Annotated in this window: 24 protein-coding genes and 1 tRNA gene; 11 read left to right on the top strand and 14 right to left on the bottom strand. The window is 67.7% G+C overall.

The window, feature by feature from the left end; all coding sequences use genetic code 11:
- The first annotated feature begins 10 nt into the window (after positions 1–10).
- Both E2F46_RS00120 and E2F46_RS00115 read left to right on the top strand, forming a co-directional pair.
- Positions 11–2,839 carry a TonB-dependent receptor plug domain-containing protein gene (locus E2F46_RS00120; RefSeq protein ID WP_133320168.1) on the top strand — a complete coding sequence of 943 codons (2,829 nt, stop codon included), beginning with the start codon at positions 11–13 and terminating at the stop codon, positions 2,837–2,839.
- Positions 2,839–4,515 (top strand): serine hydrolase, encoded by a 1,677-nt coding sequence (locus E2F46_RS00115; RefSeq protein WP_243720272.1) that lies wholly within the window; start codon positions 2,839–2,841, stop codon positions 4,513–4,515. Before E2F46_RS00120 ends, E2F46_RS00115 begins: the two co-directional genes overlap by 1 nt.
- Before the next feature lie 36 nt (positions 4,516–4,551).
- On the opposite strand, the gene E2F46_RS17375 is transcribed toward E2F46_RS00115, so the two are convergent.
- From E2F46_RS17375 to E2F46_RS00095, 5 genes are all read right to left on the bottom strand, one after another.
- Complete coding sequence (locus E2F46_RS17375) at positions 4,552–4,722, bottom strand: hypothetical protein (RefSeq protein WP_165967294.1); 171 nt, start codon at positions 4,720–4,722, stop codon at positions 4,552–4,554.
- A 145-nt stretch (positions 4,723–4,867) separates the two neighbouring features.
- Positions 4,868–4,942 (bottom strand) — tRNA-Val (locus E2F46_RS00110).
- Between the two features lie 319 nt (positions 4,943–5,261).
- A complete protein-coding gene (locus tag E2F46_RS00105) occupies positions 5,262–6,113 on the bottom strand; it encodes a hypothetical protein (protein WP_133320167.1) in 852 nt (283 codons plus the stop codon).
- Between the two features lie 17 nt (positions 6,114–6,130).
- Positions 6,131–6,757, bottom strand: a complete 627-nt coding sequence (locus E2F46_RS00100) for a TetR/AcrR family transcriptional regulator (protein WP_133320166.1) — start codon at positions 6,755–6,757, stop codon at positions 6,131–6,133.
- Between the two features lie 24 nt (positions 6,758–6,781).
- Positions 6,782–7,039 (bottom strand): acyl-CoA-binding protein, encoded by a 258-nt coding sequence (locus tag E2F46_RS00095; RefSeq protein WP_133320165.1) that lies wholly within the window; start codon positions 7,037–7,039, stop codon positions 6,782–6,784.
- Positions 7,040–7,184: 145 nt separating this feature from the next.
- Here E2F46_RS00095 and E2F46_RS00090 point away from each other — a divergent pair, with 145 nt between their 5' ends.
- Complete coding sequence (locus E2F46_RS00090; RefSeq protein ID WP_133320164.1) at positions 7,185–9,173, top strand: SDR family oxidoreductase; 1,989 nt, start codon at positions 7,185–7,187, stop codon at positions 9,171–9,173.
- 43 nt (positions 9,174–9,216) lie between these two features.
- On the opposite strand, the gene E2F46_RS00085 is transcribed toward E2F46_RS00090, so the two are convergent.
- The 3 genes from E2F46_RS00085 to E2F46_RS00075 all read right to left on the bottom strand — a co-directional run bounded on the left by E2F46_RS00085 (position 9,217) and on the right by E2F46_RS00075 (position 12,285).
- Positions 9,217–10,155 (bottom strand): restriction endonuclease, encoded by a 939-nt coding sequence (locus E2F46_RS00085; protein WP_133320163.1) that lies wholly within the window; start codon positions 10,153–10,155, stop codon positions 9,217–9,219.
- Positions 10,156–10,357: 202 nt separating this feature from the next.
- Complete coding sequence (locus E2F46_RS00080; RefSeq protein WP_133320162.1) at positions 10,358–10,936, bottom strand: phasin family protein; 579 nt, start codon at positions 10,934–10,936, stop codon at positions 10,358–10,360.
- An 83-nt stretch (positions 10,937–11,019) separates the two neighbouring features.
- Positions 11,020–12,285: a patatin-like phospholipase family protein gene (locus E2F46_RS00075; protein WP_133320161.1), complete on the bottom strand. Its 1,266-nt coding sequence runs from the start codon at positions 12,283–12,285 to the stop codon at positions 11,020–11,022.
- A gap of 88 nt (positions 12,286–12,373) precedes the next feature.
- Between E2F46_RS00075 and E2F46_RS00070 the strand changes: the two genes are divergently transcribed.
- The gene (locus tag E2F46_RS00070) at positions 12,374–13,090 is read left to right on the top strand and encodes a DUF8198 family protein (RefSeq protein WP_133320160.1); all 717 of its coding nucleotides are present in this window, start codon (positions 12,374–12,376) and stop codon (positions 13,088–13,090) included.
- Between the two features lie 59 nt (positions 13,091–13,149).
- Here the strand turns inward: E2F46_RS00070 and E2F46_RS00065 are convergent, their stop codons facing one another.
- A complete protein-coding gene (locus E2F46_RS00065) occupies positions 13,150–13,422 on the bottom strand; it encodes a polyhydroxyalkanoic acid system family protein (protein ID WP_133320159.1) in 273 nt (90 codons plus the stop codon).
- A gap of 81 nt (positions 13,423–13,503) precedes the next feature.
- Here E2F46_RS00065 and E2F46_RS00060 point away from each other — a divergent pair, with 81 nt between their 5' ends.
- Positions 13,504–14,304 carry an FHA domain-containing protein gene (locus E2F46_RS00060; RefSeq protein ID WP_133320563.1) on the top strand — a complete coding sequence of 267 codons (801 nt, stop codon included), beginning with the start codon at positions 13,504–13,506 and terminating at the stop codon, positions 14,302–14,304.
- Positions 14,305–14,322: 18 nt separating this feature from the next.
- Here the strand turns inward: E2F46_RS00060 and msrQ are convergent, their stop codons facing one another.
- On the bottom strand, positions 14,323–14,958 hold the full coding sequence (gene msrQ, locus E2F46_RS00055) for a protein-methionine-sulfoxide reductase heme-binding subunit MsrQ (protein WP_133320158.1): 636 nt from the start codon (positions 14,956–14,958) through the stop codon (positions 14,323–14,325).
- 27 nt (positions 14,959–14,985) lie between these two features.
- Positions 14,986–15,957, bottom strand: coding sequence for a protein-methionine-sulfoxide reductase catalytic subunit MsrP (gene msrP, locus E2F46_RS00050; RefSeq protein ID WP_133320157.1), 972 nt, complete (start codon positions 15,955–15,957; stop codon positions 14,986–14,988).
- A gap of 122 nt (positions 15,958–16,079) precedes the next feature.
- Between msrP and serC the strand changes: the two genes are divergently transcribed.
- From serC to aroA, 4 genes are read left to right on the top strand one after another with little or no spacing between them, the layout of a single operon-like run.
- On the top strand, positions 16,080–17,180 hold the full coding sequence (gene serC / locus E2F46_RS00045) for a 3-phosphoserine/phosphohydroxythreonine transaminase (protein WP_133320156.1): 1,101 nt from the start codon (positions 16,080–16,082) through the stop codon (positions 17,178–17,180).
- Positions 17,173–18,402, top strand: a complete 1,230-nt coding sequence (pheA, locus tag E2F46_RS00040) for a prephenate dehydratase (protein ID WP_133320155.1) — start codon at positions 17,173–17,175, stop codon at positions 18,400–18,402. Before serC ends, pheA begins: the two co-directional genes overlap by 8 nt.
- Positions 18,402–19,532 carry a histidinol-phosphate transaminase gene (hisC, locus tag E2F46_RS00035; RefSeq protein ID WP_133320154.1) on the top strand — a complete coding sequence of 377 codons (1,131 nt, stop codon included), beginning with the start codon at positions 18,402–18,404 and terminating at the stop codon, positions 19,530–19,532. Before pheA ends, hisC begins: the two co-directional genes overlap by 1 nt.
- Entirely contained in the window at positions 19,529–20,839 is a 1,311-nt protein-coding gene (gene aroA / locus E2F46_RS00030; protein ID WP_133320153.1) for a 3-phosphoshikimate 1-carboxyvinyltransferase, read from the top strand. The genes hisC and aroA overlap by 4 nt, the downstream gene beginning before the upstream one ends.
- Before the next feature lie 88 nt (positions 20,840–20,927).
- Here the strand turns inward: aroA and E2F46_RS00025 are convergent, their stop codons facing one another.
- Both E2F46_RS00025 and E2F46_RS00020 read right to left on the bottom strand, forming a co-directional pair.
- Positions 20,928–21,503 carry an energy transducer TonB gene (locus E2F46_RS00025; protein ID WP_133320152.1) on the bottom strand — a complete coding sequence of 192 codons (576 nt, stop codon included), beginning with the start codon at positions 21,501–21,503 and terminating at the stop codon, positions 20,928–20,930.
- Positions 21,504–21,640: 137 nt separating this feature from the next.
- Entirely contained in the window at positions 21,641–22,276 is a 636-nt protein-coding gene (locus E2F46_RS00020) for an energy transducer TonB (protein WP_133320151.1), read from the bottom strand.
- Positions 22,277–22,392: 116 nt separating this feature from the next.
- Between E2F46_RS00020 and serS the strand changes: the two genes are divergently transcribed.
- A complete protein-coding gene (gene serS, locus E2F46_RS00015) occupies positions 22,393–23,673 on the top strand; it encodes a serine--tRNA ligase (RefSeq protein ID WP_133320150.1) in 1,281 nt (426 codons plus the stop codon).
- Between the two features lie 51 nt (positions 23,674–23,724).
- Here serS and E2F46_RS00010 read toward each other — a convergent pair whose 3' ends face one another.
- The gene (locus E2F46_RS00010) at positions 23,725–24,303 is read right to left on the bottom strand and encodes an FMN-dependent NADH-azoreductase (RefSeq protein ID WP_133320149.1); all 579 of its coding nucleotides are present in this window, start codon (positions 24,301–24,303) and stop codon (positions 23,725–23,727) included.
- A 115-nt stretch (positions 24,304–24,418) separates the two neighbouring features.
- Here E2F46_RS00010 and E2F46_RS00005 point away from each other — a divergent pair, with 115 nt between their 5' ends.
- The gene (locus E2F46_RS00005; protein ID WP_133320148.1) at positions 24,419–25,426 is read left to right on the top strand and encodes a LysR family transcriptional regulator; all 1,008 of its coding nucleotides are present in this window, start codon (positions 24,419–24,421) and stop codon (positions 25,424–25,426) included.
- Positions 25,427–25,723 lie beyond the last annotated feature (297 nt).

Raw genomic sequence — 25,723 nt, 5'->3', positions numbered from 1 at the left:
GGAGATCCACATGCCAGCAAGTTGCAAGGCCAGCAAGCCAAGAATCGTCGGGTCCGTGTTGTCGTTCGCCATCGTTCTGGCGCTTGCGGGCAACGCCAGTGCCCAGCAGCAGGCGCCCGAGGCGCAGCCCGCGCCGCCGGCCAGTGACAGCGCGTCGCTGGACAGGGTGACGGTGACGGGCTCGCGTATCGCGCGCGCCAACACAGAGGGACCTGCGCCCGTCGTGGTGATTACCGCCGAAGAGATCGAGCGGCAGGGGTTCACGACCGTGTGGGAGTCGCTGGGTACGCTGAGCCAGTTCACCGGAAATGCCCAGAACGAGACCGACGTGACCGGGCAGTCGCCGAACGGACAGTTCATCAACCTGCGTGGCCTTGGCCCCGGCTACCAGCTGGTGCTGCTCAATGGCAAGCGCATCGCCGAGTACCCGCAAGCCTATGGCGGCACCAGCACCGGCGTCAGCACTGGGTCGATCCCTGCCGCGGCGGTGGAACGCATAGAAGTCATGAGTGGTGGCGCGTCCGCGATCTACGGCTCCGACGCTGTGGCCGGCGTGATCAACATCATCACCAAGACCAACTACGAAGGCGACACCGTTCGCCTGCGTGGCGGCACCACCAGCCGCGGCGGCGGCGACACAGGGCTGCTGCAGTGGGTGGGCGGCCGGAGTGGTGATCGCTGGAACCTGCTGTATGCGCTGGAGCGCCTGGATCGGGAAGAGATCGTGGCGGCACAGCGTGGCCTCAGCTATCTCGCCGCGCCGCAGTACCGGACCGACAACCCGCGTCCGACGGCATCGCTTTCCGGCGTGTATTTCCGGACCACGTCTCCCAATGTTTACTACTGGCCGGATGCGAACGGCAACCTGTCGACGTCCTACGATGCCCTGCTTTACGCCTGCAACCAGACCAATCCGAATTTCGTGCCGTTCCACAGTGCGACGACCGTGGCCGTGCCGAACCGGTGCGGCAACAATGCGTACTACGATGCGCGGACTCTGCAGAACGGCTACGGCAAGACGTCCGGATACCTGTCCGGTACCTTCGACTTCACCCCGAACGTGCAGGGTTATGCCCAGTTCCTGTACAACCGTTCCAAGGACAAGAGCAGCAGCCAGACGCATTACTTCATCGGTGAGGCACCCTTCATCGTGCAGGACCCGGTGCTGGGGCGCGTGACGGCGTCGCGGTCGTTCGATCCCGCGGAGGTGGGGCAGAACTACATCACCTTCGATGAGGAAGCGTGGAACCTCAACGTGGGCGTGCAGGGCACGGCCTTCAACAACCGCTTCGACTGGGATGCGAGCGTGGTGCTGTCCCGTTTCGAGATTGCGACCGCGCGTCCGCGTTTCCTGACGAACGCCATTCGTGATTACTACATGGGCCCGGTCCAGGGCTACCACCCGGATGGCACCGAGATCCGAGAGTTCTACATCGACAGGCTGTTCGCGCCCGGAACGCCGGCGCTGTACGACCAGCTGACCACGATGGTGCTCAACGACGGTTCGTCGAAGAACGATGGTGCGCAGTTCGTGTTCGCGGGCCCGCTGTTCGACCTGCCTGCAGGCAGCGTGCAGATGGCTGCGTTGCTGGAAGCGTCGCGGATGGACTACGACCTACGGCCGGACCCCCGCATCACGGTGGACTACACCGGTCCCGAGCGCGTCTACAACCTGACCGGAACGCCGGGCGGCGGCCCGCGCGACCGATATGCGGCGGGCCTGGAGTTCCGCGTGCCGATCCTGTCGAGCGTCGAGGCGACGCTTGCCGCGCGCTATGACGAGTACAAGGATGTCGCCACGCAGGATGCGGTGACGTGGCAGGCTGGCCTTGAGTGGCGGCCGACCAACAACCTGCTGCTCCGCGCGACCCATGCGACCAGCTTCCGGGCCCCGGACATCCTGTGGATCTACGCCGGAACCACCGGGTCGAACCCCTTCGTCATCGATGAGTTCTGGTGCCGTCGCGATGGCGTGGACCCCGAGTCCGATGCCTGCATCGCGACGGGCGGCGACTACTATTACCAGTCCTACCGCGTGTCGTCGGCCAATCCGCTGCTCGAACCGGAAACCGGCAAGTCGACGACGGCGGGCCTGGTGTGGGACGTGGTGCCGAACCTGTCGCTCACGGTCGACTACTACCAGATCGAGCTCGAGGACCGCGTGCAGCTGTCGCCGGATCGCATCACGCTGGAGCGTGAGGCCGACTGTCGCCTTGGTCGTGACCGCGCAGGCGGCTCGGTGGACGTCAACTCCGCCGAGTGCCAGTTCTATCTCAGCACCGTCGAGCGTCCGATCACCGACTCCAATCCCCTCGGGCGGATCACGCGATTCACCTCGTTCCCGATCAACGCCGCGCTGATGAAAACCACCGGCGTCGATGCCTCGTTGCGCTATTCGCAGGACATCGGCCGGTTCGGCAGCCTGGGCGTGCAGGCGGGCTATACCCACGTGTTCTCGTTCGAACACGCGGCGTTCGCCGACCAGCCGCTGCGCGACGAACGCAACAACGTCGAGTACAACCCCGTCCGCAACCGCTCCAACCTCCGCCTGAACTGGTCGATCGACGACTGGAACAGCAGCATCTACGGCTACAGGCTGGGCTCCCGGCCAAACAACAACCAGATCACGCACCCGGGGCGCGGCAGCTCGTTCACGCTGTGGAATGCCGACGTGTCGAAGCGGATCACCGAGCAGATGCGGCTGGGCCTGAGCGTGGTCAACGTGTTCAACAAGATGCCGCCGCAGGACGACTCGTACACCGCGTGGCCGTACTTCGCCCCGCGCAGCTACAGCCCAATCGGTCGGCAGATCTACGCCAACATCACCTTCGATTTCTGATGGCTGGAGGTGCCGGGATGTCGTCGCCAGGGGCGGCGCATTGCCTCGGGCGAAACGGAGGCGGCCTGCGTGCAGGCCGCCTTCTTCGCTTGGCCCTCATGTTGTTCATGGCGCTTCCGGTTGCGGCGGTCGCTTCCGGTGCCGTTGCATCGGGGAGGATGCGGTCAATCAATATCGAGGCTATCGACGCGCTGGTAGCGGATGCGAGCAACCGCTATGCGCTGCCGGGGCTTGCGATTGGTATCGTGGTGGATGGCCAGGTCGCCTACACCCTTGCGCAAGGTGTGCTGTCGACGGACGGACGGGATCCCGTCGACCGGGCAACCGTGTTCAAGATCGCGTCCAACAGCAAGCCGATGACAACGGCGCTGCTGGCACGTTTGGTGGAGCAGGGCAAGCTGGCTTGGAACGATCCGGTCCGCAAATACCTGCCCGATTTCCGGATGCCTGACGATTGGGTGACCCGCGAGTTGCAGGTGCGCGACCTGCTGGTCCACCACGCCGGGTTTGGACCCGGCGCAGGCGACCTGATGTTCTGGCCGGAGCCCAACCGGTTCAACCGGCAGGATGTCCTGCATGGCTTGCGTCATCTGCGGCCTGGCTACAGCTTCCGTTCGCGCTACGTATACAACAACGCGCTGTACGTGGTGGCGGGCGAGGTGGCCGCGGCCGCTGGTGGCGCACCTTATGACGTGCTGGTCCGGCGCGAGGTGTTCGCGCCGCTGGGGATGGCGCGCTGTCAGGCCGGCGCGTGGCAGCGGGACGCGGTGGGCAATGTCGCCCAGCCGCATATCCATCGGGAAGGCCGCAACCTCCCCATCCGTCCCGACCCCGGGACGATTCCTGACGCGCCGATGATGGCCGCGGGAGGGCTGCGCTGCAGCCTCGATGACATGCTTGCCTGGATGCAGGCGTGGCTGCAACCGGAAGGCGACGTCGTCGGCATCGATGGCCATCCATGGCTGTCGCAAGCGCAGCGCGGCGAACTGTGGAAGGCGCATGTTGCGATGCCACTGACGCAACGGATGCGCGAGTGGGATCGCAGCCATTTTTCGGCCTACGGGTATGGCTGGCGGCTGACCGACGTGGATGGCACGGCGCAGGTGTCGCATACGGGCACGCTGGCCGGCATGTACTCATCGGTCGTACTGCTGCCGGAGTTGCGCGTCGGTATCGTGTTCATGGCCAATGGCGATGCTGGCGAAGCACGCACGGTACTGATGCAGGCGCTCGCCAAGCAGTTCACTTCCGGCGATCCGGCGCGCCACACGGTCGACCATTACGCGTCGCTGCTGGTCGCGTCCCGCGAGGCGACGACCGAATCGATGGACGCTGGCGGCGACGCGCGCATGGCGGCAACGGCAGCGGAACTTGGCGACCGGCTCGGGCGGTACCGCGACCCGTGGTTCGGTGAGGCGCTCGTATGCCCGAAGGGCGACGGCGTACAGTTCCAGTCGTTGAAGTCACCGAAACTGTCCGGCGACGTGATGCACGTCGATGGCCGCTGGCTCGTCGACTGGCGTGACGTGGATGTCGATGCGGAGGCCTGGCTGGAGTTCCAGGCGACTGAGAGCGGCCACATGCTCCGGATGAAACGGACGAACCCCGCGATCAATTCCAGCTACGGGTTCCAGGACCTCGCATTCCAGCAGGTCGGCGGCTGCGCGACGGAGTGAGGCCGCCCGTCGCGCCGCGCGCATGTCGGCGGGGTGTCAGCCGATCTTCTTGAAGGTATTCGTGTTGCCGAGGCGCTCGACCTTGCCGCCGGACTTGCGGAATGCCGCCAGGTCGTCAGCGATCTGCTCGCGGGTCAGGCTGGCGGCCTGCTTGCCACCGGACTTGCCGGGCTTGCGGAGGGTGATGTTGCTCTTGCTGGAGGGCATAAGGGCTCGGAACCGGTTGCGAATGGATCGCGACACGATAGCCGATGGCCTGTAAAAAAACGTTCATCGAAGCCGGTTGCGGGCGTCGGAAAAGACCGGGCCGACACCTGTCGGCCCGGTGTAAGTCACTGTAATGACTCAAGATTGGTGGGCGGTGCAGGGTTCGAACCTGCGACCCTTGCCGTGTGAAGGCAATGCTCTACCGCTGAGCTAACCGCCCTAAAAGAAACGGGTCAGGCGAAGCCTGACCGCCACTCCCCCTCCTCCGCTTGCGGGGGAGGGCAAGGGGTGGCGGGCGGCCCGCGCGGTCACCGAGGTGCAACGCGCTGCCGAATCGGGACGCGAATTCTACGGGGCCGCGGGCGCGGCGGCAAGCGGAACGGCGGGTCGCGGGATTGCAAGGTCCCTGTGCCCGTCGCAGGGGTTGGTGGAGAGGGCGTGCCGAAGCGCCTTACGCGGAAACGGTTGCTCCAACGGAGTTCGGGAATGGCGTTGGGCGCCGACGTTCGCCGGGGTGACGGATCCCTGCAGCGGAACGACTACTCCAGCTGCTCCCGCGCATACGCCGCATCCAGCGCTTCCATCGCGTCGGCGGGCTTGAGCCTGGCGGCCTTCTCGTAGGCTGCGGCCGCGGCATCCTCCCTTTTTTCGCCATGCAGCAGCATCAGCACGTTGCCGTGCTCGATGTGGGCGATCGGCGAATCCGGCGTCAGTTTCAGCGCAGTCTTGATGTGCGATTCGGCCTCGGCGGCCTTGGCGCCATAGGTCAGGCCACCGATCATCGCGCCGATCTTGTCGATGATTTCCGCGTGGTACAACGCCAGCGCGGTATGAGCCTCGGCGTGCTGGGGTGCCAATTCGAGCGTGGTGTCCAGTGCCTCCCGCACCTTGCCGGCAATGCCTTGCTTGAGCGCCTTGCCGATGCTGATGCCCTGGCTGTAGCGGCCCAATGCGAAGGCGTGGCGGTAGTGGGCGTTGGCTTCTCCGGGCAGGGCCTTGACCGCGTCTTCCGCCAGCTTGGCCGCCTGTTCGTAGCGCTTGAGCTTCTCGGCGTCGCCGGTGACCAGGTAGGTGGCGTGGATGCCCAGCGCCTTCACGGCCACGGAGGCACCGACCGGACCGAGCGCTTCGCCGGCATCGAAGGCGGTCTTGAAATCGCCGCGGTGGAAGGCGCGCCATGCTTCCTGTAGCGCATCGGCCAGCGCGTCGGCATCCAGGCCCTTCGGCGCCGCCTTGCCTGCGGACTTCAGCAGCGCGGCGGCGCGCTTGGCATCCGGATACGGCTCGACGTCGCCGGCATGCAGCCGCGGCCAGGCCTTCTTCAAGGCATCGCCAGCGTAGGTAAAGCCCTTGGCATCGTGCGGGAAGGCGGTCCAGGCGGGTTTGGCCATGTGGTATGTCCCGTGTGTCAGTCGGTGTAGGCGCGGATCAGCTGGTTGAGGTGCACGCGCTCGGCATCGCGCAGGAACGGCGAGAGCAACATCATCACCTGCACGATGCCACTGCGGATCGCTGCCTGTTCGTCCTTGTCGCCGCGCACGGTGGCGTAATTGAGCCAGAACGTCGCCAGTACCAGCAGGTTGGTGGCGGCGGCATCGATCTCGGCCGCGGACGCGCGGATCACGTCGGCCTGAGAGAGCCCGCGCATCACCGTATGCGCGCGGTCGTCGGCGCGCTTGAGGATGCGCGCGAAACGAATGCGCAGGCGCCGGTTTCGGCTGAGGATCTCCAACAGGTCGCGGTAGAGGAAACGGTAGTCCCAGATGCATTCGAAGACATGGTGCAACTGCATCCAGATGTCTTCGAGGCCGGGCAGGCGGCCGTCCGGTGGCGTGAGCGCTTCATCCATGCGCTGTTCGTACGTAGCGAACAGCTGCTCGATGATGTCGTCCTTGTTGCGGAAGTGGTAGTACAGGTTGCCTGGGCTGATCTCCAGCTCGTCGGCGATGTGGTTGGTGGTGACGGTCGGCTCGCCCTGCGCGTTGAACATCGCAAGCGAGCAGTCGAGGATGCGCTGGCGCGTGTCGCGGGCCATCGTGGCGGGGCAGGTGGCGTGTGGTCAGCCGGTCAGCTTGTTCACCAGGGCAACGTACTGCTGCTGTGCAGCATCCTGGGGCGTGCCCTTCAGCTTGCCCCAGGCCTCGTACTTGGCGGTGCCGACGAAATCGAAGAAACCCGGTTTTTCGCCGCTCACGTCACCTTCGGCGCCCTGCTTGTACAGCGCGTAGAGCTTGAGCAGGGTGTCGTTGTCGGGGCGCTCGGTGAGCGTCTTGACGTCTTTCGCGGCCTGCTCGAAGGCCTGTTGCAAATCGGACATGGCGTCCCTCCCGTCGGCTGGCGCCATGACAGCATGCGTCCATGACCGGGTCAATACGCCGCCGGATTGTGGTGGCCGCGCTGCTCTGGCAACGTAGGCGCGGGAGGGCGCGCTTGCGCCAGGGCAACTTTCTTCGGAGCGCACCATGACCTATTTCGTTACCGGCGCAACGGGCTTTATCGGCCGTCACCTCGTCTCCAGGCTGCTCAAGCGGAAGGGCACGGTGCACGTGCTGGTGCGGGAAGACTCGAAGAAGAAGCTCGAGGCCATCGGCAAAAGGATGGGCTGGGACATGAAACGCATGCTGCCGGTTGCTGGCGACATGACCCAGCCCGGATGCGGTGTCTCGAGTGCGCAAGCAAAGGCGCTGGGCGGCAAGGTCAGGCATTTCTTCCACCTTGCGGCGATCTACGACCTGACCGCCAGCGCCGACGCGCAGAAGGCCGCGAATATCGAAGGGACGCAGCATGCACTCGATCTTGCCGCTGCACTGGGCGCGGGGTGCTTCCACCATGCAAGTTCGATCGCAGTGGCAGGGCTGTACCCGGGCATCTTCCGCGAAGACATGTTCGACGAGGCCGAAGGCCTTGACGATCCGTACTTGCGCACCAAGCATGAATCCGAGCGGTTGGTGCGAGAGGAAAGGCGCGTCAAGTGGCGGGTGTACCGACCGGGCATGGTGGTCGGTCATTCACAGACCGGCGAGATCGACAAGATCGACGGGCCGTATTACTTCTTCACCCTGATCAAGAAGCTGCGGCAGACGCTGCCGCCGTGGATGCCGGTGCTGGGGCTGGAGGGCGGCCGCATCAACCTGGTGCCGGTGGACTTCGTGGTCGACGCCATGGACCACATCGCGCACAAGTCGAAGCTCGATGGCGGCACCTTCCACCTGACCGATCCGGAACCGATGCGCGTGGGCGAGGTGCTCAACACCTTCGCACGCGCCGGCCATGCGCCGGAAATGACGATGCGGATCGACGCGCGCATGTTCGCCTTCGTACCGCCCTCGATCCGCGGCGCGGTGGGCAACCTGCCGCCGGTCAAGCGTTTCATCGGCATGCTGCTGCGCGACTTCCGCATTCCGAAGCAGGTGATGAAGTTCATCACCTATCCCACGCGCTTCGACAGCCGCGAGACCGAGCGCGCGCTGAAGGGCAGCGGCATTTCGGTGCCGCCGCTGGACACCTACGCCTGGCGGCTGTGGGACTACTGGGAACGCCACCTCGATCCGGACCTGTTCATCGACCGCACGCTCAAGGGCAAGGTGCGCAACAAGGTGGTGGTGATCACCGGCGGCTCGTCGGGCATTGGTCTGTCCACCGCGCAGCGCGTGGCCGAGGCGGGTGCGGTGACGGTGATCGTGGCGCGCGGCAAGGACGAGCTGTTCAAGGCCCGTGACGAGATGAAGGCCGCCGGAGGCAAGGTCTTCGCCTACACCGCGGACCTCGCCGACATGGCCGACTGCGACCGGCTGGTGGCGAAGATCCTCAAGGAGCACGGCCACGTCGACGTGCTCATCAACAACGCGGGGCGTTCGATCCGGCGCTCGATCGAGCTCAGCTACGACCGCTTCCATGATTTCGAGCGCACCATGCAGCTGAACTATTTCGGCAGCCTGCGCCTGATCATGGGCTTCATGCCGGTGATGACCAAGCGCCGCAAGGGCCACATCATCAACATCAGTTCGATCGGCGTGCTGGCGAATTCACCGCGCTTCTCGGCCTACGTGGCGTCGAAGGCGGCGCTGGATGCATTCAGCCGCTGCGCGCAGGGCGAGCTGTCGGGCAAGGGCATCAGCTTCACCACCATCAACATGCCGCTGGTGAAGACCCCGATGATCGCACCGACCAAGATGTACGACAGCGTGCCCACGTTGACCCCGGACGAGGCCGCGGACCTGGTGGTCAAGGGCATCATCGAACGCCCCAGCCGCATCGCCACGCGCCTGGGCATCTTCTCGGCATTGGTCAATGCCGTGGCGCCGAAGGCCTACGAGGTGATCATGAGTACCGCGTTCGAACTATTCCCGGATTCAGCGGCGGCCAAGGGCGACCGCGCCGCGCTGAAGGACGAAACGCCCAGCCAGGAGCAGATCGCCTTCGCATCGATGATGCGCGGGGTGCACTGGTAGCAGGCCACCGGCGCGTCGCCTGCGCGGGATGTGCGTCAGGGGATCAGTACGAGCGGCACTGACGGAACCGCGTCAAGGCATCGCTGCCGGCCGGCGGCGTGAGCTGTATGCGCGACGAGGCGAGGTCGTCGAAACGCTCGACCAGCGGGCAGATGCGCTGGAATGCGTCGCCATCCACCCTTGCAAGATAGACCTGCAGCGTCGACTCGCTGGACCAGATGACTCGGTCCACTTCGGCCAGCGTGGATACTGCATTGAGCAGCGCCTGGCGTTGTTCCTCGATCGACTGGCGTGGCGCGGCCGCAAGCGGCGTAGCGTCCGGTAACGCCGTCCTCGCGTTGCCCGCAGGCGCGACGGCGGGCGAAGCCGCGGGCGTCTGCATGGCAGGGCGCGGCGCAGGCAGCGTGATGAACACCGCCATGCCGACCACCAGCGCGCCCAGCCAGGACAGCAACGTGCCCTGGCGTGCGCGTTCGGCGGCCTTGGCGCGGATTTCGGCCAGCTGATCGGCGGGAATGAACCCGCGCAACTCGGGCCATAGCGCGGTGCCATCCAGCAGTTCGATGCGCTGCAGGGCAGCGACCGGACGCGCGTCGTCCGTGATCCGGCCCTGCGTGACCAGGAAGCCGCCCGATGCGCCCTTGAGGTTCACTTCGTTCGCCAGTTCGTTGACCACCGGCTTGCCGAGCACGAACGCACTGCCGTGCTTGCACGAGAGCAGCCAGCGCTGGCCATCCTTCTCGAGCACGAAATCGCGGTCGCCGGAGACGTCTTGCTGGTCGACGACACGTTCGTACCCGCGACGCGACCAGGCGTCCAGCACCATGTGGATGAAGACCCGCCAGGACACCGCGGACAGGGCCGCGATGCCGGCCTGGGTTTCGTCGCGGCGCATGCGGAATGCGCGGAAATACAGCGTGCCCGCCACGCCGACGGTGATGCCGACGATGATGGCGATGATCCAGTGTGAAGCCGCGCCCATGGAACCTCCCGGTGAGCGCGACAGGATAGCGGAACACACCTGAAGTGAAGGGGCCGACGATCACGGTGCCCGGCCGTCGCGAGGAGCGGACAGCGCCCGCGCGGGCCCCGCCGCGGGCAAGCCGGTCTCGGGCTTTTCGCCCGAGGTCGGGTCGGAGGGGCGCCGAAGCGACCCGCGCCCGGCGCCTGCGGGTGCCGCTGGATCAGGCGGTGGTCTGCTTCCCGGCCGTCTTTCGCGCGGCGCGCTTTGCAGCCGGCCTGCGGGCCGCCGACTTCGCGGTCTTGCGCGGAGCCTTCTTCGCGGGCGCTGCCTTGGTCTTCTTCGCCGCCGCCTTGCGCGGCTTCCCGGTGCCACCCTGGCGGCGGAGCTCGGCGGTCAGCGTGTCGACGCGCGCACTCAGGTCGCGCAGGTCATCGCGGCCGGGCACGCCCAGCTTGACCAGGGCACGCTGCACGCGGTCCTCGAACACTTTCTCCAGGCGGTCCCAGGTGTCGGTGGCACGGTCGCGGGCCTGCTCGACACGGCTTTCGACCGTCTCGCGCACCACGTCGGCGCGCTGGCCGGCGAACTTGCGTGCGGTGTTCTCCAGGCTCACGCCTTCCTTCACCAGGCTTTCGAACAGCTTGGTGCCTTCCGCCTGTGCGCGCGAGAACGCGCCTACGCCGGCCAGCCAGATCTGCTGCGCGGACTCGCTGAGCGACTTCGACAGGCGCTCGGCCTGCGCCTGCGCGTCGGCCTTGCCGGTCGTCGACTTCTTCGCACTCTTCTTGAACTTGGCCACGGCGTCCTCCGGGGAAGGGATGGTTTTGAACGACGGTAGCGTGGCGTCGATGAGTAGAGCATTCACACCAGCGCGGGGCGCGGTCAGGCCCTGCGCGTCGTCCGGCGTTTGCGCGCCAGCAGGGCGTCGGTATCGTCCAGCGCCCGTCGCAGCCGTGCCGTGGTCTCGGTGCTGCGCGGCGGCGGTGTCGCCAGCGATGCCGCGAGGCCGCGGTTGCGGGCGGCCAGCACCTCGTGGCGCAGCCGGATGCCATGCGCTGCGAACACCGGCGCCAGGTCGTCCGCGCGCTTGCGCAGGTCGGCCAGCGTGTTGCGATAGGCCAGTTCACAGACGCGCTGGCGCGCCGAGAAGCTGAAGAGGTTGGTGAAGAACAGTTCGCTGTCGCCGGCGTTGGGTTCGAACACCAGCTGGTCGATGTCGGGGTATTGCCGCGGGTACTTTTCCATGCCGATCTGCATGCGCGACTGCAGCAGGGTGCGCAGGGTCTGCGACAGCACGCTGGGCAGGCCGCCCGTGGCCAGGCCCAGCGGGTCGGCGTCGCCCGGCCGGCGCGGCGCGCGCGAGGCGTCGAAGGGGACCAGCGGATTGAGGCCGATCATCAGGTCGATGCCGCGGTCGAGCACGGTGGACGCATGCATGGTCCGGCGCAGTGCGCCGTCGAGGAAATGCCGGCCGTTGATCTCCACCGGCGGATACAGCCCCGGCAGCGCGGCGCTGGCCTGCACGGCACGCGAGATCGGCACCGTGTCCCAGCCGGGCTCGCCGAAGCGCACGGCCTCGCCGCTGTCCAGATCCACGGCCACCACGAACAGCGCGGCGTCGAGCTCGCGGAAATCGTTGCTGCGCCCGCGCCGGGTCAGCACGTCGCGCAGGAAGCGCTCCACCGCACGGTTGTCGAAGATGCCGGTGGGCACCAGACCGCCGAAGCGCAGCATCCACTCCGACCAGCGCAGTGCGCGCGCCGGTTGTGCCAACACCCGGCGACCCCAGTCGAACGACAGCGCGGGCAGGGTGGCCGCGCGGCGCGCGACTTCGCCGATGTTCGGGCGCAGGAAGGTCTCGGGCCGGAAGCTGATGTCGTCGCTGTTGCCGGTGATGAAACCGCGGCACATTTCGGCGGTGCCGATGCGGTTGGCCAGCCCCGCGGCCAGGAACGCGCCACTGCTCACGCCCACGTAGCAGTCCAGCCGGGTCAGGTCGATGCCCTCCAGCGCCTCGTCCAGGGCACGCAGCGCGCCGAGTTCGTACATGCCGCCGATCGGACCGCCGCCGGCGATGGCGAGGCCGACCTTGGGCATCTGCGTACGCGCCTTGCGGCGGCGCTTGTGGGCGACATGGAGCGACAGCATGCGGGTGCGGCCTCGGACGATGGCCGAGTGTAGCGGAGGCCGATTCGAGGGGTTGCTCCAATCCGGCGCCCGCACCACCATGCGCGACATGTCGAAGGATGCCAACGACCGGCTCGCCAAGCAGTTGGCCCTGCACCAGGCGCTTCACGATCCCGCGCGGGAGCCGCGCAATACGTTGCGCTGGCTGCCGGAAGTGCGGCGCTGGCAGGCCGAACGGCTGCGCCGCAGCTTCGATCATTTCCTGCACGACCCGGAACGCCGACCGGCCGCGGAGTTCTTCCTCACCGATGTCTACGGCGACCACGATTTCACCCGACGCGATGCCGACATCGCCCGTGTACTGCCGATGATGCGGCGGCTGCTGCCGACGGCGTTGCTGGGCACCGTGGCCGATGCCATCGAGCTGGGCGCGCTGACCCAGTCGCTGGACCTGGACATGGCCGAGGCGCTCGACGCGCTGGCACCGCGCCGGCGCAAGCTCGACGCCGAGCTGTATGCCGAGGCCTACCGGCAGGTTGGCGGCGTGGCCCGGCGCAGGCGACAGGTGGCACTGATCGGGCGGGTGGGGCGCGGCTTCGGCGCGGCGCTGCGGATGCGTGGCGTGGCGGCGCTGCTGGCGTTCTCGCGCGGCCCGGCAAAGCTGGCCGGGCTGACGCAATTGCAGGCGTTCCTCGAGCGCGGGTTCGCGGCGTTCGAGTCGTTGGGGGAAGTGGAGGGCTTCATCGCCGAGATCGAGCGCGACGAAGCGGCGGTGTCGAAACGGTTGTTTGCAGGCGACCCCGATCCGTTCCGGCACGATTGCTGAGGCCGACCGGGCTCCATGCGGAGATGACCGGCGATGCGGTGGGCAGGGCGGCCGGGGGCCTAGAACTTCTCGTCCAATACGCGGCGGATCTCGGCCTCGATCGGGCCTTTCAGTGCCGTCAGCAGGAACCCCAGCTTGGCGGTGACATGCAGCTGGTCCGGGCTGACGTCGATCTTGCCGTCCACGCCGGCGCCATTGAAGCCCAGCGTGTCACCGCTCCAGGCATAGGTCACGCCGAAGCGGTCGGCAAGCTTGGCGGCGACCTGTTCCACGGACTTGCGCGCCTTGGCCATCGGCAGGGCGTGTGGGTGGCGGATATCGATACCAGACATCGGGGGCTCCATTGCGGGTTGGCCGCCAGTGTGCGGTGGCGGGGATCGGGGACCTAGGCCGACATGGTAGATTGCCGCCGCATGCAGGGCGTCAAATTACGATTCTCCGACCAGACCGTGGCCGACCACCCCCTGGGGATCGGCGAACACGGCGTGGTGCGCAGCAACGACGGCCTCGAACTGGTGGAAGGCGCCTCGGCGCCCGTGCGCCTGTGCGTGGATCGCCGCGGCGTGTGGCTGAGCATCGATGGCGATGGCGATGGCCAAGGCGTGCACGTCAATGGCCGCCAGGTCCGGCGCATGGCGATGCTGCGCGTGGGCGACGCGATCTACGTCGATGGCATCGAGATGCGGCTGGTCGGCGCGCAGCCGCCCGAAGTACCGCCGCCGGGGCTGTCGGGCAGCGACGAGGCAGCTGATCCGCGCGTGGTGCTGCGCGGCGTCGGCGGCCGTCACCATGGGCGCAGCTTCACGCTGGAACGCCCGCGCCTGGTGGGGCGCGTCGCCAGCGCCGACATCCGCATCGACGATGTCGCCTTCAGCGAACGCCATGCCAGGCTCGAGCGCGTGGGCGACCAGGTGCTGCTGCGCGACCTCGGCTCTCCGGAAGGCAGCCAGGTCAACGGTGAACCGGTGCGCGATGCACTGTTGAATGCAGGCGACCAAATCGTCTTCGATGGGCTGCATCGGTTCGTGGTGGAAGCGCCGCAGCGGGGCCTGCCGGCAATGCCGGAACCCCCGGGCGACGGTGCCCTGGTCCACGTTGACCACGGACCTGTCGAGGCCGATGCCAGCCCGGCGTGGCGACTGCCGTGGGTACTGCTGGCGGCACTGCTGCTCGCCTTGCTGCTGTCGGCATTGTTACTGTTCGGGCCTGCCTGACCGGCGCGCCGGCGTGCCTCAGGAAGGCCGTGACGCCGCGCGCCTCCTCGCGAACCAGCGCCACGCGCGCCATCCCAGCAGCAGCGCCAGAAACGCTGCGTACAGCAGTGGCTCGCGGTAGTCGGACTTCACCACCCACCAGAAGTGCAGTACTGCCAGCACGGCGATCGCGTACACCAGCCGGTGCAGCTTCGCCCAGCGCCGCCCCAGGCGCCGGATCCAGCCTTGCGTCGAGGTGATCGCCAGTGGCACCAGCAGCAGCCATGCAGCGAATCCGACCGTGATGTAGGGGCGCTTGACGATCTCCTCGAACACCTGCGCCCAGTAGCCGCCCAGGTCCAGCACCAGGTACACCGCGAAGTGCAGCGAGGCATAGGCGAAGGCATACAGTCCGAGCATGCGCCGGAAGCGCAACAGCACCGGCTGGCCGGTGAGTTGCCGCAGCGGCGTCACCGCAAGCGTCAGCAGCAGGATGCGCAATGCCCAGATGCCGAGGAAATGTTCCATCTCCGCCACCGGGTCGGCGCCGAGGGCATCGATGTCGGCGCCGCTGTAGACGCGCCAGAACTGCCATGCCAGCCACGCCAGCGGCGCGAGCGCGAGGGCGTGGACGGCCGCCTTGGCGGCGATCACCGCCGGTGCTGTGCGTGGCATGTGGGTCGATGGCCGGTCATGGTCGGATCAGTACCAGCGCTTCAGGTCCATGCCCGAATACAGCGACGCCACCTGGTCGGCATAGCCGTTGAACATGCGGGTCTGGATGCGCTGCGGGAACAGGCGGCCGGCGCCGTCGCCGGCGATGCGGCGCTCGGTCTTCTGGCTCCAGCGCGGATGGTCCACGTCCGGATTGACGTTGCTGAAGAACCCGTACTCGCGCGGCTGCAGGTCGTTCCAGGCCGTTGGCGGCATGCGCTCGGTGAACTCGATCCGCACGATCGACTTGATGCTCTTGAACCCGTATTTCCACGGCACCACCAGCCGCAGCGGCGCGCCGTTCTGCTGCGGTAGCGGCTTGCCGTACAGGCCGGTCGCCAGGAACACGAGCGGATGCATGGCTTCGTCGATGCGCAGGCCTTCGCGGTAGGGCCAGTTGATCGAGCGCACGCGCAGGCCCGGCATCTGGTCGCGGTCGGCCAGGGTGGTGAAGGCGACGAACTTTGCGTTGGCGGTTGGCTCGAAGCGTTTCAGCACATCGGCCAGCGGCACGCCCAGCCAGGGGATCACCATCGACCAGCCTTCCACGCAACGCAGCCGGTAGGTGCGTTCTTCCTCGGTCGCTCCACGCAGCAGGTCTTCCAGCGCGATGCGGCCGGGCCTGGCGCATTCGCCTGCCACTTCGACGGTCCATGGCGAGGTGCGCAGCGTCTTCGCGGCGCGCGACGGGTCCTGCTTGCCGGTGCCGAATTCGTAGAAGTTGTTGTAGGTGGTGACGTCCTCATAGCGCGTCAGCGCTTCATCGGTGCTGAAGCCCGCGCGTGCCTGCGCAGGCGTGACCGGCGTACGCGAGGCGGGTGGCGGCTCGGCATCGGCGCAGCCGGCGAGCGACAGCGCGGGCAGGCTGGCGAAGACTGCCAGCAGGCGGCGGCGATCGCGGTAGACCGTTTCATCGGTGACTTCCGATGCGCGGATCTTCAGTGCGTCACGCAGGTTCATGTCGGCTCCCGTTGCGTCTGAAACCAATAGAGCGACAACGGCGGTGAAAGTTTCGCGATGCCGGTGCAATGCTGTTGCGCTGCGGCATACTACGGCGCTCGACGCCCGATGGATGCACCCGCATGGCCCGCGCCTACAATTTCAGCCCCGGTCCCGCCGCCCTGCCCGAGGTCGTGCTGCGGCAGGCGCAGGCCGACATGCTGGAGTGGGGCGACGCCGGCGCGTCGATCGTCGAGATCAGCCATCGCGGCCCGGAGTTCATGCAGGTCGCGGCGCAGACCGAGGCCGACGTGCGCACCTTGCTGGCGGTGCCTGACGACTATGCGGTGCTGTTCGTGCCCGGTGGTGCCACCACGCAGCAGGCGCTCATCCCGCTGAACTTCGCCGAGGCAGGGCAGGTCGTCGATTACGTGGTCACCGGCCATTGGGGCAAGACCGCGCTCAAGCAGCTCACGCCGGCGCTGCGCCTGAACGTTGCCGCCAGCAGCGAGGCGGATGGTTTCCGCAGCATTCCCGCGCGCGATGACTGGCAGCTGACGCGCGATGCCGCGTACGTGCACATCACCGCCAACGAAACCATCCACGGCGTGGAATACCGGCCGGCCTGGGGCAACCCGGCGCCGGACACGCGCGACGTGCCGCTGGTGGCGGACTTCAGTTCCAGCATCGCGTCCGAGCCGATCGACCTGTCGCGCTACGGCGTGGTCTACGCCGGCGCGCAGAAGAACCTCGGCCCGGTCGGCATCACCGTGGTGATCGTACGCCGCGACCTGCTGGAGCGCGCCGGCCAGCCGCGTGCGCACATGTTCGATTACACGGCGCAGCTGCAGAACGACTCGATGCTCAACACACCGCCCACGTGGAACTGGTACCTGCTGGGCCTGACCGTGCGCTGGATGCTGGACGAAGGCGGGACTTCCGAGTTCGACCGCCGCAGCAACGAAAAATCGCGGCTGCTGTACGACGCCATCGACGCGTCCGGCGGCTTCTATCGCAACGACGTCGATCCGCGCGTGCGCTCGCGCATGAACGTGCCGTTCTTCCTGCACGACGAGAGCCGCAACGACGCCTTCCTGTCCGGCGCGCGCGAAGCCGGACTGATTGGCCTCAAGGGGCATCGGGTGCTCGGCGGCATGCGCGCATCGATCTACAACGCGATGCCGGTCGCGGGTGTGCAGGCATTGGTGGATTTCATGAAGGAGTTCAGGGACAGCCATGGCTAGGCGTACTACGAAGGCACCTGCGACGAAGCAGGCCGGGGCGAAGCCGACGGTCGCGTGTGCAGGCAAGAAGCCGCGTCCGCCCGCGTCGCAAGCCGCCAGCTCCGCTGCATCGGCGCGCAAGCGCACGGTGGCGGCCAAACAACCCAAGCCCGACCTGGCCGACGTGCGGGCGCAGATCGACGGCATCGACCGCGAGATCCAGGCGCTGATCGCCGAGCGTGCGCTTTGGGCGCACCAGGTCGGCAAGGCCAAGGGCAAGCTGGCGGCCGCGATCGATTACTACCGCCCCGAGCGCGAGGCGCAGGTGCTGCGCCGGGTGGTGGACCGCAACGAGGGCCCGCTGCAGGACGAAGTGCTGGTACGCCTGTTCCGCGAAATCATGTCGGCATGCCTGGCCCAGCAGGAGCCGCTGAAGATCGGCTACCTCGGGCCGGAAGGTACGTTCTCGCAGCAGGCCGTGCACAAGCACTTCGGCCATTCCGCCAAGGGCCTCCCGCTGGCCAGCGTGGAGGAAGTCTTCGACGAGGTGGCCGCCGGCCATGCCGATTTCGGCGTGGTGCCGGTGGAGAACTCCGGGCAGGGCACCATCCAGTCGACGCTGGACCTGTTCCTGACCTCGCCATTGACGATATGCGGCGAAGTCGAACTGCGCGTGCACCAGTACCTGCTGTCGCGCACCGGCCATCTCGGGGACATCGAGCGCGTGTATTCGCACGGGCTGTCGCTGGCGCAGTGCAAGCACTGGTTGCGCGAGAACCTGCCCGGCGTGCACAAGGAGGCCGTGTCCAGCAACGCCGAAGGCGCGCGTCGTGCCAGGCTGTCGGACGATGCCGCGGCGATCGCCGGCGAGAACGCCGCGCACGTGTACGGCATGAAGATCGTCGCCGGCCCGATCGAGGACCGCAGCGACAACACCACGCGTTTCCTGGTGATCGGGCGCGCGCTGTTCCCGCCGTCGGGACACGACCGCACCTCGCTGATGGTGTTCATCCGCGACCAGCCGGGCGCGCTGTACAAGATCCTCGAGCCGCTGGCGCGCCGGAACATCAGCATGAACCGGATCGAATCACGCCCCGCGCACGGCAAGCTGTGGCAGTACGCGTTCTTCATCGACGTGGCCGGCCATGTCGACGAGTCGCCGCTGAAGGATGCGCTGTCCGAGATCGACGACTTCGCCGGCGACGTTCGGGTGCTGGGTTCGTATCCCGTCGCGGTGCCGTGATGCCGGCGGTGGACGAGGCGTTCTTCGCCGGCCTGGCGCAGCCGGCGATCCGCGGATTGAAGGCCTACGATCCGGGCCATGACCTGGTCGCGCTGCGGCGCGGCTTCGCCCCCGACGTCCTGGTCGAGCTGGGATCGAACGAGAATCCGCACGGCCCCAGCCCACGCGTGCGCGAGGCGCTGCTGGCGGTGGCCGGCGAGTTGCATCGCTATCCCGACCCGCGTGGCGGCGACCTCAAGCGTGCGCTGGCAGCGAAGCATGGCGTCGCCGAGCCGCAGTTGCTCTTGGGCAATGGTTCGCATGAGCTGCTGATGCAGTTCGGGCAGGCGTTCGCCGGGCCCGATGCCGGCATCGTGATGTCGCAGTTCGGCTTCGCGGTCTACGCCATCGCGGCAATGGCGGCCGGCGCGCCGCTGGTGCAGGCGCCGTGCCTGCCGCGCGACCATCCCATGCCGCGCGGGCACGACCTCGATGCCATCGCGGCGGCGATCGGCCCCGATACGCGGCTGGTGTACGTTGCGAATCCCAACAATCCCACCGGCACCTGGTTCGGCGCGGAGGCATTCGCCGCGTTCCTGGCCCGGGTGCCGCGCGAAGTGCTCGTGGTCGTGGACGAAGCCTATGCCGAGTTCGTCGATGCGCCGGAGTACGCCTCGGCGCTGCCGCTGGTGGCCGCGCATCCCAATTTGATCGTCACCCGCACCTTCAGCAAGGCGTATGCGCTGGCAGGGCTGCGCGCAGGGTTCGCCGTCGCGCATCCAGGCCTGGTGGCGGTGATGGAGCGGCTGCGCGAGAGCTTCAACCTCAACATGGCGGCGCTGGCCTGCGCCGAAGCCGCGCTGGGCGACGAAGCGCACCTGCACGATGGCATCCGCTTCAACCGCGAGCGCCGAGAGGCGCTGGCCGACGCACTGCGCCACCGCGGTGTGTTCGTGTTTCCGTCGCAGACCAACTTCCTGCTGGTCGAGTTCGGCGAGGCCACCGATGCGATCGAGGCAAGGCTGCGCGCCGCAGGCGTGGTGCTGCGCCCGATGGGCGGCTACGGACTGGGCGACTGCCTGCGCATCACCGTGGGCGATGACGACGAGAACGCGCGCCTGCTGCAGGCGCTGGATGGAGCACGCGCATGAGCGGAAGCGGCTTGGACTGGAGCGCATCACGCGGTGGGCCACTGCGTGGCGAGATCATGGTGCCCGGCGACAAGTCGGTGTCGCACCGCGCGATCATGCTGGCGTCGCTGGCCGATGGCGTGTCGCGCATCGATGGATTCCTCGAAGGCGAGGACGCGCGCGCGACCGAGGCGATCTTCCGCCAGTTGGGCGTGCGCATCGACACGCCGGCCGCCGGTGCACGCACGGTGCATGGCGTGGGCATCGATGGCCTGCGTGGATCGAATGCGCCGCTCGATTGCGGCAACGCCGGCACCGGCATGCGCCTGCTGGCGGGCCTGCTGGCCGGGCAGCGCTTCGATTCGGTGCTGGTGGGCGACGCCTCGTTGTCGAAGCGACCGATGCGGCGCGTGACCGGACCGCTCTCGGAGATGGGCGCGCGTATCGAGACGGCCGAAGGCGGCCTGCCGCCGCTACGCATCCATGGCGGCCGGCCGCTGCGTGGCCGTGACTTCACGCTGCAGGTGGCCAGCGCGCAGGTGAAGTCGGCGATCCTGCTGGCGGGGCTTTCCGCGGATGGCGAGACCATCGTGCGGGAGCCGCATCCGACCCGCGACTACACCGAACGGATGCTGTCGGCGTTCGGCGTCGGGATCGAATTTTCCCCGGGCCATGTGCGGCTGCGCGGCGGGCAGCGGCTGGCGGCGACCGATATCGACGTGCCTGCCGACTTCTCGTCGGCGGCGTTCTTCCTCGTTGCGGCGGCGCTGGTACCGGGCTCGGAGCTGCGGCTACGGCGTGTCGGCATGAACCCGCGGCGCACCGGCCTGCTGCACGTACTGCGGGCGATGGGCGCCGACATCCGCGAAGAGCATCCGGGCGAGCAGGGCGGCGAGCCGGTGGCGGACCTGGTGGTGCGGCATGCGCCGCTTCGCGGCATCGAAGTGCCTGTGGCACACGTGCCGGACATGATCGACGAGTTCCCGGTGCTGTTCGTCGCCGCGGCGTGCGCGGAAGGGCGCACCGTCGTCAGTGGCGCGGCGGAACTGCGGGTCAAGGAATCCGATCGTATCGCCGCCATGGCAGCGGGCCTGCGGACGCTGGGCGTGCAGGTGGACGAAACGCCGGATGGCGCCACGATCCACGGTACATCGGCCATCACCGGCGGCAGTGTCGCCAGCCATGGCGACCACCGCATTGCGATGGCGTTCGCGGTTGCGGCACAGGTTGCCGTGGGCGAGGTCCACATCGCCGACGTCGCCAACGTGGCAACGTCGTTCCCGGGCTTCGATGCGCTGGCGCGGAACTTGGGCTTCGGTTTGCGCTGAGGCAGGTCGTTTCGCTGGCTCGGCTTCAACGACAACTGCCATCCACCAGCTCCCCCTGCCCGCGATGCGGGCAAGGGGAGTGGGGCACCTACTGCTGGCTGAGGGTGAACTCCACCGGCACCTGCACGGTCGAGGCCACGGCCTTGCCATCGCGGATCGCGGGCTCGAAGGTCCACTGCTTCACGGCATCGACGGCAGCGCGGTCCAGCTCACGCGAGCGGCTGGAGCGGGCGACTTCAACGTCGGTGGGCATACCTTCGGCATCCACCTGCGCACGGACCAATACGGTGCCGGTGTCACGCGCGCGCGCGGCCGCGACCGGATACTCCGGCTCGACGCTGGCCAGCACCGCCGCGTCGCGGTCCGGCCGGGGCGGCGTGGCCGCCGGTGTCGCCGGGCGTGGCGTGGTGCGTTCGGGTGCTGGCTCGGCGTCCGGTGTTCCGTCGGCCTGGCCGATCGGCGCGGTCGGCTCCGGCGGTGCTTCCACCGTGTCGCGCCGGGACATGAAGTACCAGGCCAGCGCCAGCAGCGCGACCAGCACCACGATCCAGACGATCGGGTTGGCGCCCTTGCGTGGTTCGCCCGGAGGCGGCTCCACCGGGGGCGGCACGTTGCCGCGGGTCGGGTCGGGAGTGGGACGGTTCATCGGGTTCGGATCGGACATGGTGTTGCCCTCGTTGATGAATGGCGACTCGCACTATCCACGCGGCACGTGCACGACGCGTCGTCGCAGCGTTTACGCTGCGTGAGGGTCGCGGAAGCCATTGGTCGTGTACTGCGCGGGGCGCGCTGGCGATCCGGCTAGTTGAACGTCACCGTCTGTTGCACGCTGGCGGCCACCGGCGTGCCATCGCGCATCGCCGGCTCGAACCGCCACTGGCGCACGGCCTGCAGCGCGGCGCGATCGAGCGAGCGATTGCGGCTGCTGCGCACCACTTCCAGCGAAGCCGGTCGGCCATCGGGGCCCACGTCGATGCGGATCACCACTTCGCCGGTCGCGCCCGAGCGCAGCGCATCACGCGGGTATTCCGGTGGTGGTGCATGGACCAGGCGCGGGATGGCGGCTACACCTGCGGATGGGGGGGTGGCCGTCGGTGTGGAAGGGGCGGTCGGCGCGGGTGCGGCAGGCACAGGCGCAGGCGCTTGCTGGTCGATGCGGGCGCCGCCCGAGGGCGGCGGATCGCGGTCGTCCATGCCGCTGGCCGGCAGTTCGCCGGCCGGCAGCGGCACTGGCAGGGGCTCGAAGACCTGGCCGTCCGCCGTGCGCGGCGTGCCTTCGGTCCGATAGAACGCGAATTCGTCGCGCTTCCCCAACCACAGTACGAGGAACAGCAGCAGGCCCGCTGCAAACGCGCCGGCAACCAGCCACCAGCCGCGACTGCGCGGCCACCAGCGCTGGCGCGGGGACGGGGGCGTGGCGGCGGGCGATGCGGGCATGGTGCGGTCCGTCGGGAATACCGGGCGATTCTGTCACAGCGGTGTGGTGCCGATCGGGCAGGGCGGTGGTTTCTCGGGCGATAATCACGCTTTCGTTCACTTGGCCGCGCCTTCCCATGCTCGACAACGCCCTGCTGCGCCAACACCTCGCCGACACCGCCACCCGCCTGCGCGACCTGCGCGGGTTTGAACTGCCGGTGGCGCGGCTGGAAGCGCTGGAGGCCGAGCGCAAGCAGATCCAGGTGCGCACGCAGGAACTGCAGAACCTGCGCAACACGCGCAGCAAGGCCATCGGCCAGGCCAAGGCGAAAGGCGAGGACGTGGCACCGTTGCTGGCCGAAGTGGCCGGGTTCGGCGACGAGTTGAAGGCCAGCGAGGCGCGGCTGGATGCGATCCGTGGCGAACTGGATGCCATCGCACTTGGCATCCCCAACCTGCCGGACGCCACGGTGCCGCAGGGCGCGGACGAGAACGACAACGTCGAGCAGAAGCGCTGGGGCACGCCGCGGACGTTCGATTTCGAGGTGAAGGACCACGTGGAACTCGGTGCGCGCCACGGCTGGCTGGATGCCGAGGCCGCCGCCAAGCTGTCGGGCGCGCGCTTCACCGTGCTGCGCGGGCAACTGGCGCGCCTGCACCGGGCGCTGGCGCAGTGCATGCTGGACCTGCACGTCAACCGGCACGGCTACGAGGAAACCATCGTGCCGGTGATCGTCAATGAAGAAAGCCTGTACGGCACCGGGCAGTTGCCGAAGTTCGAGGAAGACATGTTCGCCACGCAGTTGGGCGAACACCGCCGCTATCTCATCTCCACTTCCGAGATTTCGCTCACCAACCTCGTCCGCGACGAGATCGTCGACGCCGAGCGCCTGCCGTTGCGCATGACCGCGCATTCGCTGTGCTTCCGCTCCGAAGCCGGCAGCGCCGGGCGCGATACGCGGGGCATGATCCGCCAGCACCAGTTCGAGAAGGTGGAGCTGGTGTCGGTCTGCGCGCCTGGCGACAGCGATGCCGAGCACGAGCGCATGACCGCCCACGCCGAGGCCGTGCTGGAAGCGCTGGACCTGCCGTACCGCAAGGTGCTCCTGTGCGGCGGCGACATGGGGTTCTCCGCGCGCAAGACCTACGACCTGGAAGTCTGGCTGCCGTCGCAGCAGGCGTATCGCGAGATCTCGTCCATCTCCAACTGCGGTGACTTCCAGGCCCGGCGCATGCAGGCGCGCTGGCGCAACCCGGAGACGGGCAAGCCCGAACCGGTGCATACGCTCAACGGATCGGGCGTGGCCGTGGGCCGCGCCTTGATCGCGGTGATGGAGAACTACCAGAACGCCGATGGCTCGATCACGGTGCCCGAGGCGCTACGGCCCTACGTGGGGGGCGCTGAGCGCATCGCCTGAGGCGGGGCATTGGGGTGCTCCTGGCACCCCGACGCGCTCCACGCCGCCATGCTACGCGGCCTTGCGAAGCGGTTCCGGCAGCGCGGCCAGCGCCGTATCAATCGCCTTGGCGCGGTGCTCCGGCGACAGGCCGATGCCATCGGCGCGGACGAATTCGATGTCGCTGATGCCGAGGAACCCGAACAGCTGGCGCAGGTAGGGTTCGACGAAATCCGTCGGCTGCCCGCCGTGCACGCCGCCGGCGGCCGTCGCGACGACCACGCGTTTGCCCCTGGCGAGGCCTTCCGGCCCGTTCGCGGTATAACGGAACGTGCGGCCATTGACCGCGATGCGATCGATCCAGGCCTTCAATGTCGACGGAATGCCGAAGTTGTACATCGGCGCGCCCACGACCACCACGTCGGCCTCGAGGAACTGCTGGAGGGTGGCTTCACCACGAGCGCGCTCCATGTCGTCGGTGCCGCCCAGCACGCTGCCGGCAAGATGCGGGATGGGAGCGGCATCGAGGTCGCGGTGCGTGACCTCCAGCCCGGGGACGTGGGCTTGCCAACGTGCGACGATGGCCCCAGTGAGTTGACGGGTGACCGAATGGTCACCCAGTACGCTGGCATCCAGATGCAGCAATTTCATGGCCTTGGCTCCGTTTTCCGGCCGCTGCCGGGATTGGAAGACACTCTAGGCCGTTGCTTTGATGGAATAAACATGGTCGAATGCCACGTATTGTTCCGTTTATGAGGTTAATCGAATGCAGGACCTCAACGATCTCTATTACTTCGCCATGGTCGTCGACCACGGCGGCTTTGCCGCTGCCGAGCGTGCGCTGGGCATCCCCAAGTCGCGCCTGAGCCGGCGTATCAGCCAGCTGGAAAGCGACCTGGGCGTACGCCTGCTGCAGCGCTCGACGCGTCGCTTCGCGGTGACCGATGTTGGCCAGAGCGTGCATCGCCATGCGCAATCCATGCTGGCCGAGGCCACCGCCGCACGCGAGGTCGTGGACCGCCTCAGTGCCGAGCCGCGCGGGCTTGTGAAGGCCAGTGTGCCGGTGGGGCTGGCGCAACAGCTGATGCCCAAGCTGCTGCCGGATTTCCTGGCGAAGTACCCGCAGGTGCGCGTGCAACTGCATGTGAGCAACCGCCGCGTCGACGTGATCAACGAAGGCTTCGACATGGCCCTGCGCGTGCGCACGAAGCTCGACGACGATGGCAGCCTGGTGATGCGCAGCTTCGGCCAGATCCAGGAGCTGCTGGTGGCCAGCCCGAAGTACCTGGATCGCGCCGGCCGTCCCCAGACGCCGGAGGATCTGGCCGAGCACACCACCATGACCATGGGCGAGGACGACGTGCGCCAGCGCTGGGAGCTGCAGGGACGCGAAGGCGAAGTGCGCCGCGTCGAACTCAAGCCGCGCGTGTCCGGTTTCGATTTCCCGATGCTGATGGACTTGGCCAGGCAGGGACTGGGCATCACCATGCTGCCCGAGACGCTCTGCGCCGAAGCCGTGCGCAGCGGCGAGCTCGAAGTCGTGCTGCCCGACTGGCGCCTGCCGCAGGGCATCGCGCACGTCGTGTTCGCCTCGCGCCGCGGCCTGCTACCGGCAGTGCGCGTGTTCATAGACCATCTCGCCGAGACGCTGCCGACGCTGATCGAAGAGTCCAGCCTCAATTGCCGGGATTGCGGCAAGGGCGAGGAGAGGGACGTGTCGCATGCACCCGTTGCCGCGTCGTTCAAGGCACCGGCACATGCGACAATGCGCTAACCGAGCGGTGGATGTTTGGCCCTGGTTGCGCCCTGGGTCGATCGATCGGGGTGGTTCCGTAGGGGGAAGATGGACTTCGTCATGCCTGTGAAGGCGGACACCCGCGGATATTCGCGGATCGCCCGAGTCCATGGGCCTCTTCGCGGGGGTGACTGAAGTTTCGGACGCGCAAGCGCCCTGTGGTCGTGACAATGCAATTCGGAGAGATGGCCGAGCGGTTCAAGGCACCGGTCTTGACCCGGAGGCCGCAGGCCGGAGGGAACAGCGGCGAAGCCGCTGGTCAAACCGGCGAAGACG

This window comes from Luteimonas aestuarii, from assembly GCF_004357985.1.
Classification (GTDB): domain Bacteria; phylum Pseudomonadota; class Gammaproteobacteria; order Xanthomonadales; family Xanthomonadaceae; genus Luteimonas; species Luteimonas aestuarii.
This window is presented reverse-complemented; position numbering and strand designations above follow the sequence as displayed.

Bases quoted from the DNA above. Each gene is read 5' to 3' on its own strand.
- serS (WP_133320150.1), top strand. From the start codon at position 22,393: ATGCTCGACAACGCCCTGCTGCGCCAACACCTCGCCGACACCGCCACC.
- msrQ (WP_133320158.1), bottom strand. From the start codon at position 14,958: ATGCCACGCACAGCACCGGCGGTGATCGCCGCCAAGGCGGCCGTCCAC.
- E2F46_RS00070 (WP_133320160.1), top strand. From the start codon at position 12,374: ATGTCGAAGGATGCCAACGACCGGCTCGCCAAGCAGTTGGCCCTGCAC.
- E2F46_RS00065 (WP_133320159.1), bottom strand. From the start codon at position 13,422: ATGTCTGGTATCGATATCCGCCACCCACACGCCCTGCCGATGGCCAAG.
- pheA (WP_133320155.1), top strand. From the start codon at position 17,173: ATGGCTAGGCGTACTACGAAGGCACCTGCGACGAAGCAGGCCGGGGCG.
- E2F46_RS00120 (WP_133320168.1), top strand. From the start codon at position 11: ATGCCAGCAAGTTGCAAGGCCAGCAAGCCAAGAATCGTCGGGTCCGTG.
- E2F46_RS00005 (WP_133320148.1), top strand. From the start codon at position 24,419: ATGCAGGACCTCAACGATCTCTATTACTTCGCCATGGTCGTCGACCAC.
- E2F46_RS00060 (WP_133320563.1), top strand. From the start codon at position 13,504: ATGCAGGGCGTCAAATTACGATTCTCCGACCAGACCGTGGCCGACCAC.
- E2F46_RS17375 (WP_165967294.1), bottom strand. From the start codon at position 4,722: ATGCCCTCCAGCAAGAGCAACATCACCCTCCGCAAGCCCGGCAAGTCC.
- E2F46_RS00085 (WP_133320163.1), bottom strand. From the start codon at position 10,155: ATGGGCGCGGCTTCACACTGGATCATCGCCATCATCGTCGGCATCACC.
- E2F46_RS00020 (WP_133320151.1), bottom strand. From the start codon at position 22,276: ATGCCCGCATCGCCCGCCGCCACGCCCCCGTCCCCGCGCCAGCGCTGG.
- E2F46_RS00025 (WP_133320152.1), bottom strand. From the start codon at position 21,503: ATGTCCGATCCGAACCCGATGAACCGTCCCACTCCCGACCCGACCCGC.
- E2F46_RS00105 (WP_133320167.1), bottom strand. From the start codon at position 6,113: ATGGCCAAACCCGCCTGGACCGCCTTCCCGCACGATGCCAAGGGCTTT.
- E2F46_RS00100 (WP_133320166.1), bottom strand. From the start codon at position 6,757: ATGGCCCGCGACACGCGCCAGCGCATCCTCGACTGCTCGCTTGCGATG.
- E2F46_RS00115 (WP_243720272.1), top strand. From the start codon at position 2,839: ATGGCTGGAGGTGCCGGGATGTCGTCGCCAGGGGCGGCGCATTGCCTC.
- hisC (WP_133320154.1), top strand. From the start codon at position 18,402: ATGCCGGCGGTGGACGAGGCGTTCTTCGCCGGCCTGGCGCAGCCGGCG.
- E2F46_RS00010 (WP_133320149.1), bottom strand. From the start codon at position 24,303: ATGAAATTGCTGCATCTGGATGCCAGCGTACTGGGTGACCATTCGGTC.
- serC (WP_133320156.1), top strand. From the start codon at position 16,080: ATGGCCCGCGCCTACAATTTCAGCCCCGGTCCCGCCGCCCTGCCCGAG.
- msrP (WP_133320157.1), bottom strand. From the start codon at position 15,957: ATGAACCTGCGTGACGCACTGAAGATCCGCGCATCGGAAGTCACCGAT.
- E2F46_RS00090 (WP_133320164.1), top strand. From the start codon at position 7,185: ATGACCTATTTCGTTACCGGCGCAACGGGCTTTATCGGCCGTCACCTC.
- E2F46_RS00095 (WP_133320165.1), bottom strand. From the start codon at position 7,039: ATGTCCGATTTGCAACAGGCCTTCGAGCAGGCCGCGAAAGACGTCAAG.
- E2F46_RS00075 (WP_133320161.1), bottom strand. From the start codon at position 12,285: ATGCTGTCGCTCCATGTCGCCCACAAGCGCCGCCGCAAGGCGCGTACG.
- aroA (WP_133320153.1), top strand. From the start codon at position 19,529: ATGAGCGGAAGCGGCTTGGACTGGAGCGCATCACGCGGTGGGCCACTG.